The organism is uncultured Lutibacter sp. (genome assembly GCF_937891065.1).
GTDB lineage: Bacteria > Bacteroidota > Bacteroidia > Flavobacteriales > Flavobacteriaceae > Lutibacter.
The window spans coordinates 1-9,039 of record NZ_CALAEQ010000242.1; the positions used below are offsets into that span (position 1 = coordinate 1).

Below are 9,039 nucleotides of genomic sequence, written 5' to 3' on the forward strand. Positions count from 1 at the left end.
TTAACTGCTCGTTACTTTTTTATTATTTATTGAAATACTTTTGTATTAGTGACTTTAATTCAGATTTATTAATTGGTTTTGCAATATAATCATTACATCCTGCATTCAGCGATTTTTCTAGATCACCTGTTAATCCATAAGCTGTTTGTGCAATAATAATTACATTTTTATTAAACTTCCGTATTTGACGTGTTGCTTCAAGTCCATTCATTTCAGGCATTTGAATATCCAGCAATATTAAATCAATATCAGGGTTGTTACGGCAAATTTCAATAGTTTCAGTACCAGTTCTTGCATTTTTAATTTCATTGCTAAACTCACTAACATTTATAGATAGCAATATTTCTGACGCTTCATCATCTTCAGCTATTAGTGTTTTTAAGTTTTTAACTTGGTGTTCTGTGTTTTCAGTAACCTCAACATCTTTAGTGCTATTTTTTTCTTTCGGTTTCATAAAATAAGGTAACGTAAAATAAAATGTGGAGCCAATACCTTCTTCGCTTTCTACCCATATTTTACCGCCAAGCATTTCAATATATGCTTTGGTAATTGACAAACCAAGCCCTGCACCTTCCCGTGCCATTTTATCCATGATATCAGCCTGAATAAAACGTTCAAAAATGGCTTCCTGTCTGTCTTTTGGAATTCCAATACCTGTATCTTTTATATAAAACTCTAAGTAATCTCCTTTTTTTTCATATCCAAATTCTATGGAACCTTCGTTTGTATATTTAATGGCGTTTTTAACCAAGTTGGTGAAAATTGCAAACACTTTTTCGCGGTCAGTTTTAATGAAGGCTTCTTTTAGTGGTAATGTATTTTTGAAGAAAAACTGCATTCCTTTAGCTTCAACTTCAGGTTTAAAAAGAGTATAAATGTATTCAATTTGTTCGTTTATATTGGATTCCTTAATCTCCACATGCATTAAACCAGCTTCTATCTTAGAAATATCAACAATATCATTAATAATATTTAGCATTCGTTTACCGCTTTTTTCAATAACACCAATGTATTTTTGTTGTTGTTCGTCTGAAAGGTGTGGTGTTTTTAGAAGATCAGAAAATCCAAGAATACCGTTCATTGGTGTACGGATTTCATGGCTCATGTTAGCTAAAAAAGCAGATTTTAATCGATCGCTTTCTTCTGCTTTTTCTTTGGATTTAATTAAATCTAATTCCACTTTTTTTCTACTGGTTATATCATTTCCTTGTGCAATTGTAGAGATCAGTGTTTTCTCATCGCTATCATAAATATTTGCTGAATTCCACAAAACAATTTTTGTTTCTCCATTTTTACATTGTATTGGAATTTCAATTGTTTCCCAAAAATTACCCAAAACGGTATGATTTACTTTTTCTCTTGTTTCTATAATGCTTTCTAAAGGAAATAAAAATTCAAGCGTATGTCCAATTATTTTATTGGATACATAACCTGTTAATCGCTCAAATGCTTTATTAAAAATTTGAATTTCAAAATTTGAATTCCAAACTATTATTGGAGCATTTGCATGGTTTATTAAATTTTCTAAATATTTTTTTGTACTGTTTAATTCTTCTTCATTGTTTTTACGTTCAATAGAAAGGCTAATTTGATGTGAAATAATCTCTAAAACCTCTTTATCTTTTTCTGCAAATGCAGTTGGATTGGTATAACTCTGTACAACTAAGGCTCCAATTATTTTATCTTTTGTTTTTAGAGGAACACCAAGCCATATTTCTGAATCAAAACCTATTTTATCAACCTCTTTATTTTTAACCAACTTATTAACCGCCTCTTTATCTAATAATAATGAAACACCCTTCTTAATTACTAGTCCAGTCATTGTTTTTCCAACAGGAAATTTGGTCATTTTATCTTGTACATCTTTAAAATAGGGCAATTTGAATGTGTCGGTTTCCTCATTATAAAGAGCTACAAAAAAATTAGAAGTATCTATTACACGTCCTAATTCTTTTTGGATAATCCCTATAAATTCAACTAAATCTGAATCCTTTTGAGAAGCGTTTGAAATGTTAAGGATAATATTTTGAATGGTTTCTGCTCTTTTACGCTCTGTAACATCTTTATGCATCCCAACAAAACCAATAATAGCACCTTGTTCATCTAATATTGGGTTAGCCGTTGAAGCTACCTCAATAAAACTACCATCTTTTCTTTTATTATTAAACTCTACAGATATTATACTTTCTTTGTTACGTAAAGTATTCCAAAAATTAGTATAAAATTGATCTGTTTGAGCACCACTTTTTAGTATTCTTGGCGTTGTTTTTCCTATAATTTCATCAGCTTCATAGCCATACATTTTGGTAAATTCAGGATTTATAAAGGTTATAATTCCTTCTTGGTCTGTTATAAAAATCACTTGGCTTGAAGCGTTAATAGCTTTATCCTTTTTAAGAAGCGCTTCTTGTGATTTTTTTTGTTCTGTAATATCAATTGCGGTTACTAAACAATAATCACCATTTGCAACTATAATTCCTGTAAGGTATAAATACATAGGTGCATCTCCGTTAGTTGAAATTACAACTTCACACGTTTGTTTTAAACCACTGCTAAATACGTTTTCTAAAAACTGATTAAAGATTGTACGTGTTTCTGGTAACACAAAAAAACCAAATTGGCTTTTTTTAACATTTGAACGATCTCTCCCAAGCATTTTTGCTGCTGCAAAATTTAGTTCAATAATTTCGTTGTCTTTGTTTATTGAAAAATAACCGTTGGGTGCAAAATCGTACAATTCAATATATTTATTAGCTAATTCTTTTTTCAGATTATTAGCTTCATTGAGCTCTACATTTGTTATTTCCAACTCTATTTTATGCACTTCCAGTTCATGAATCAATTTCTCAGCATTGGTTTCATCAAATTGCGAAAAATTTTTAGCCACTTGGTTTTTCAGCAACTCTTCTGCCTTTTTTCGAAGTGAAGTTTTATCTGGGATGTTTTTTTTATTCATAATTATGTTATTATAAAAATTGTATTTTTAGTTGTAACATATCAATTTTTTTTATTCTTTTAATTTATTCTTTTCAAGTATATCATTGGCTTTCATAAGTTCAATTTCTAATTGTTTAGAATCAGAAATATTATTAAATGTAATTACCAAACCATCTATGCGGTCATCAAGTGTGCGATACGGCATAATTCTAACTGCAAACCATCTATTGTCATTTGTTTCAATGTTAGTTTCAACCGTATTTAAGGTTTTTAGCACTTGATTGGTATCGTGCTCAAAATTGGTGTATTCCAATACACTTACCAGTTCAGTAAGTGGTCTTCCAATATCTACTTTTCTAATTTTAAATATTTTAGTAACCGAATCGGTAAAACTGCGAATGTTCAAATCCTTATCTAAGAAAATAGTTGCAATTTCCGTACTATTCAGCAGATTTTTCATATCAGCATTTATCCGTTCAAAATCATATACTTTGCTCTGAAGCTCCATATTTACGGTTTGCAATTCTTCATTTAAACTCTGCATTTCTTCTTTAGAAGTGGTTAATTCTTCATTGGTTGATTGTAACTCTTCGTTGGTAGATTGCAATTCTTCATTGGTAGATTTTAGTTCTTCCTGTGAAGTTTGCATTTGCTCACCCATATGTTGAAGATCTTCCGTTTTTTGTTTCAATTCAAATTCTAATCCCTTTATCCTTCCTGTAGACGCTGGTTTTTTATTTTTTGATACCAAAAGTACATTTTCATCTTCACTCTTTACATTTGAAAAAATGAGCATAATATTTCCTTTTAAAGCCTCAGGAGTATCTAAACGTTGTATGGTTACATCTACAAAGCAAACATTTTTTCCGTTTCCTATTTTAAGATTATTCAATTGAACCGTATCAACATTTTGTAATGCTCTAAAAATTGCATTTGGAAGTTCTTCACTTAAACCTGCACGTGCCATCGCATAAATATTCCAATTTGCTTTTCCTGCAGCAGGTTCCAAAAAATCACCTGTATGCCCAGTAATATAAAGTATATCGCCTTTTTCATTCACTAAAATACTTGCGGGAGCGAAACGCTGCAACAACACCTGATTTGCAAGAATTTGTATATCCTCAATAACTTGAGTTGGTTTATTTTGTAGCATTGTCTTTGTTTTTTTATGATAAAATGAACTTGGAAAATCAAGTAGATCTATTTTTTTATTTGTTTTTTTTCGTTTAAATATTTTATTTCTAAGGTCAATTTCATTAAACGCATCTCTACTACTTCCTTGTGTTTCAGAAGTTCCAAGTACCATAATACCGCCTATATTAAGGCTATAACTAAATAAATCTATTATTTTTTTTTGCAATTCAGTTTCCATATAAATAAGCACATTACGGCAGGTAATTATATCGAGCCTGGTAAAAGGAGCGTCTTTAATTATATTTTGAGGAGCAAATACAATCATTTCTCGTATGTGTGTATTTACACGATACCCTTCATCTGTTTCTGTGAAATATTTAGTAATTCTTTCTGGTGAAACATCATTAATTATGTTCTTTAAAAAAATGCCTTTACGCGCTTTCTCAACAGCAACTATATCAATATCTGTAGCAAATATTTGTAAACTAATTTTTTTACTTTTTTTAACGTGCTGCATCACCTCATCAAAAATAATAGCTAATGAATACGCTTCTTCACCTGTAGAGCAACCAACAACCCAAGCTCTTAATACATACCCATTTGGCAATTTATTAATTAATGCAGGAAGTACTTTTTCTTTAAGTAGTTCCCATACAGCTATATCGCGAAAAAAGTTAGTTACACCAATTAACAACTCTTTAAAAAGAATTTCTACTTCGCTTGGATTATCCTGTAAAAATCGCACATAGTTTTCAATTTTATCTATTTTATGTACTCCTTTTCGTCTTTCAATTCTTCGAAACAGCGTGTTTTTTTTATATAAAGCGAAATCGTGTCCTAGTTGTTCACGTAGAATAATAATAACTTTATCTATATTATTGCTGGTTTTATGTGCAATTTTTTCACTGGCACTTGCCTTTGGATACAATTTAATTAACTCAATTAATTTTAAAGGCAACTCTTTTACAGGTGCCACTATATCTGCAACTACTGCTTTAATAGCACTAATTGGCATCCCGTTAAATTTAGCATCTATAGGATCTTGTACTAAAACAACTCCGCTGTGTTCTTTAATTGCTTTTAACCCCAAACTACCATCGCTCCCCATTCCTGAAAGTATTATTCCAATACTTTTATGTTGTTTGTCCAAAGCAAGTGAGCGGAAGAAAATATCAATTGGCAATCGTAATCCACGCGATTCTATTGGGGCAAATAAATGCAATACGCCTTTTAATATAGACATACTTTTATTTGGAGGAATTACATAAATAGTGTTTGGTTTTACCAAAAGGTTGTCTTTAACCTGCAAAACCATCATATTTGTAGTTCGTTGCAACAGCTCAGGCATCATACCCACATAGTTTGGATCTAAGTGCTGAATTACAACAAACGCCATTCCAGTAGCATTGGGCATATTTTTAAAGAAAAGTGATAAAGATTCTAAACCACCAGCAGAAGCGCCAATACCAACTATTGGAAAATCAGCACTTTTAGGTGGTTTAGCTTCAATTTTTTTAACTTTTGTTTTACTCTTTAAATCTGTTTTTTTTTATAACCATTTTTTGTAATCCTTAATTACATGCTTTAAAGATAATTAATTTTAAGCGTTTACGAATTATTTTACGTCTGTTATTTTTACTTTTAAGAAGAAGAAGAAGAAGAAGAAGAAGAAGAAGAAGAAGAAGAAGAAGAAGAACCAATAATTTTAACCAAAACCTTATGCAAACCTTGTGTATAAAAAAAGGTTTAAAAACTTCATATTTTTAAACCTTTTAGTGCTTTTTATGATTTAAGGAGCGTACATAATCTCTAAGTAATTGTTAAAATCAGTTCACTTTTCGCTGAAGATTTACTCCCAAAATAATTCCACATTTTTTGTGGGATTATGTTTTAACACCTCTTATTTAATTTAACAATTCTGGCTTACTAAATATCAATTCTATCTTTTGTTCTTTCTGATTAGTAGTCTAAATTTAAGACTTTGTAAACTTAAGATGTATAGAGCTTTTTTACCTGATCAATACTTAATACTTCCTTGTTTTTAAGAATAAAGAAAGGGAAAATTGTACGAATATTTCTTAGTCCAAATTCTTTACTGTTATACGTGTTAATTTTTGTTTCATAGTAGTTGATTTATTTAAAATTTCAAATAAAATCAACCCAATTTACTCGTGGAGAAAGTAAAGATACTTTTTTAGTTAGTTTGTTAGGTTGCGAATGTAGCATAAATTATATGATAAATATCATATTTTGATATTTGACATCATTCTTGTCGTAAATGGTATAATTATAGTGTTTTATGGAATTTTCATGATTAATTTAAAATTAATGATATCTCATTTACATTACTACTTTCTTTCATAAACAAAAAAAACAACGATTGTAAAATCATAACTTTTCCTTTTTATGAGATTTCTATTATTTTACTACCAAAATAATGGTGTTCTGTTTTTTGAACAACTAACTTTTACATTCTTATTTATAAGCAAATGGTACATTTAAGAGATCGTTTATTTCTTAAAACCTACCTAAGTAAATATCCAACTTATTAATACAACAATTAAGAAGATAGGGTTGCTAATTTTAGTATATTGCTTTTTTAAGCACATTGATAAACTAAAGATATTTAAGAAGTTAATTCAACCATTATTATAATTGTTAATTTAACAAAATACGTTTCAATTCTATAAATAGCACATTAAAATGTAAATAAAACTTAAAATTATGAGTACTACAGATTGGTTAGGGTTTATTGGGGTGTTTCTAATACTGCTAGCTTATATTTTAAATATATTGGACATTATTACCAACAAAAATTTGTATTTTATCCTTTTAAACTTCGTAGGAGCGTCATTAGCTTGTTTGGCTTCTATACTTTTAAACTATTTACCATTCATAATTTTAGAAGGAGTTTGGGCCTTGGTATCTTTAATTTCATTCATTAAATATTTTAAACAACATCAATAATTTGTAATTCATGGCGAAAAAAGGACGAGCGAAAAACACAAAAAATAAAGCAAAGCACTCTAAGTTAATGAATCAAAAAAAGACAAAATTGAGAGATGCTAAAGAATTACATACGAAACGTATAAAAGCTATTATTAAAAAACATCAAGAAGAATCTGACTAAACTTCAAAAAAAAACCTCATTTATAATTAAATGAGGTTTAAATAATAAATTATACTTTACCAGCTTTCTTTTCTCTTTTAGCTGCCTTTTTTTCTTTAGCAGTTTTAGCTGGTTCTTTTTTTACGGTTTTCTTTGCGTCTTGACTTTTTGCCATACTCGTATATTTTTAAAAGTTAATTTTTTAGTTATTAATACATGTAAATATAAAAAATGTTTTATTACATCCGCAAAAATATTGCAATCTTTTATATATAATAGTATTTAATAGCCTGTTTACTCAAATATTCATAAGTTTCATTCCTTATAAGACTCCATAAATATCAAATTAAACGAAATTAAGAACAACATATTAACTTACAAACCAATCATATATGCTAAAGAAACACTAAAAAAACTTGTTGAAGTAAGATTTGATTCTTCTCCAATAGGATGTGGAAAATTAATGGTGTATCCTACTTCAAAATCAAATGAATTTACATTGTATTGCAAAGGAATACTTAATTGAGTGTTAATTAAATTAAACGTTTCATTTCGTATATATTCTGTAACAATTTCACCTCCAATAAAATTAATTCTTGCTAAATCAATGGTTTGTTTTCCTGCAGAAATACTTATTTGTGGCTTCAGTTTTAAACTTGATTTCTTTGTTTTCAATAAATTAAAAGAAGCGTAACTATTGGACGTTATTTGAAACGATTCATCTTCTCCAAACAAAAAGGCTCCTGAAAGTTGAGTTCCTAAAGTTCTATTTTTATTTCTAATCCCTAATCCTGCATTTAATGTATTGCTATAAATAGCATTGCTATCATTGGCATATAAATATTTTGAATACGATGCATAGTATTTAAACAATTTCTTTTTTCCGAAGTTGTTACCATACCCAACTGTTACAGTAGTAACATCCCAATTTGGTACAAAATCACTATAATAATTACCCGACAAACTAGCAAATAATCCGCTAGAATTTACATAGGTAATTTGTGGGCTCACATTGTACTGATCTATCCCTATATCTCTACCAGAAAAATAAGTATCACTATTATAGGTCGTAGAAATATATAAAAATTGATACTTTGAAAGTGATTTAATTAAATCATTTATTAACTCATCTTCCATAAAAAATTCATCCACAAAATCATCCAATTCTTTTTCTTTAGTTGGCACTTGTGCATAAACAGAAAAAAGGCCAAAGCCCCATACCAATAATAATGTAGTAAAAAATTTCATTTATAGCACAATTTTAATAAGTGGTTGAGGGAATTCCCTCAACCACTTAAATTATGGGGTTAATTTATTAATTTTATTAATTTTTACCGCGTCGTTTTCTATTTTCTTTCATGGTCTCTCTTAATTCATTAACGCCTTGTGTCTCTTTATTGGTTTGCATTCTACTACTTATTTGTTGGCGTTGTTCACTTGTAATCGTATTTTTAAACTGTTGTTTACTTTCTTGTACACTTGCCTTATGATCAACTAACATCGCTTTTTGACCTTTTGTTAAACTTAACATTAAAGCATCATGTTTTTCTTGTTTTGAAAGTGCTGTATTTTCAAAAATAGCCAGTTGCTCTTCATTAAAACTCTTTTTAAACAGTTCTCTATGTTGCTTAATTATTTCTCTTTGCTCATGAATCATTTCCTTTTGTTGCTCGGACAAGTTTTCAAGTAATGCAGCATTATCCATTCCTTGATTTTTATGTAAATTTTGGGACTTGTTTTGCTGTTGATTTTGCTTTTCTTGTTGAGCTTCAATAGTTGAAATTCCAAAAAGAAACAAAAATACGACCAACAACATTATTTTTATAGATTTCATCTTTTGTATTTTTTTACTTATAAAT

The 9,039-nt window shown here is 29.2% G+C and carries 5 protein-coding genes; 1 reads left to right on the forward strand and 4 read right to left on the reverse strand.

Features of this window, described 5'->3' with window-relative positions:
* Positions 1 to 22: 22 nt before the first annotated feature.
* Complete coding sequence (locus tag Q0352_RS13165; protein ID WP_299528188.1) at positions 23 to 2,956, reverse strand: PAS domain S-box protein; 2,934 nt, start codon at positions 2,954 to 2,956, stop codon at positions 23 to 25.
* A 51-nt stretch (positions 2,957 to 3,007) separates the two neighbouring features.
* Positions 3,008 to 5,581: a CheR family methyltransferase gene (locus Q0352_RS13170; protein ID WP_367274651.1), complete on the reverse strand. Its 2,574-nt coding sequence runs from the start codon at positions 5,579 to 5,581 to the stop codon at positions 3,008 to 3,010.
* A gap of 1,467 nt (positions 5,582 to 7,048) precedes the next feature.
* Here Q0352_RS13170 and Q0352_RS13175 point away from each other — a divergent pair.
* Positions 7,049 to 7,201 carry a hypothetical protein gene (locus Q0352_RS13175; RefSeq protein WP_299528190.1) on the forward strand — a complete coding sequence of 51 codons (153 nt, stop codon included), beginning with the start codon at positions 7,049 to 7,051 and terminating at the stop codon, positions 7,199 to 7,201.
* A gap of 354 nt (positions 7,202 to 7,555) precedes the next feature.
* Here the strand turns inward: Q0352_RS13175 and Q0352_RS13180 are convergent, their stop codons facing one another.
* The gene (locus Q0352_RS13180; protein WP_299528192.1) at positions 7,556 to 8,428 is read right to left on the reverse strand and encodes a hypothetical protein; all 873 of its coding nucleotides are present in this window, start codon (positions 8,426 to 8,428) and stop codon (positions 7,556 to 7,558) included.
* Between the two features lie 76 nt (positions 8,429 to 8,504).
* Positions 8,505 to 9,039 (reverse strand): hypothetical protein (locus Q0352_RS13185; RefSeq protein WP_299528194.1); only part of this gene is annotated, 535 nt, incomplete at its 5' end.

Bases quoted from the DNA above. Each gene is read 5' to 3' on its own strand.
- Q0352_RS13165 (WP_299528188.1), bottom strand. From the start codon at position 2,956: ATGAATAAAAAAAACATCCCAGATAAAACTTCACTTCGAAAAAAGGCA.
- Q0352_RS13175 (WP_299528190.1), top strand. From the start codon at position 7,049: ATGGCGAAAAAAGGACGAGCGAAAAACACAAAAAATAAAGCAAAGCAC.
- Q0352_RS13180 (WP_299528192.1), bottom strand. From the start codon at position 8,428: ATGAAATTTTTTACTACATTATTATTGGTATGGGGCTTTGGCCTTTTT.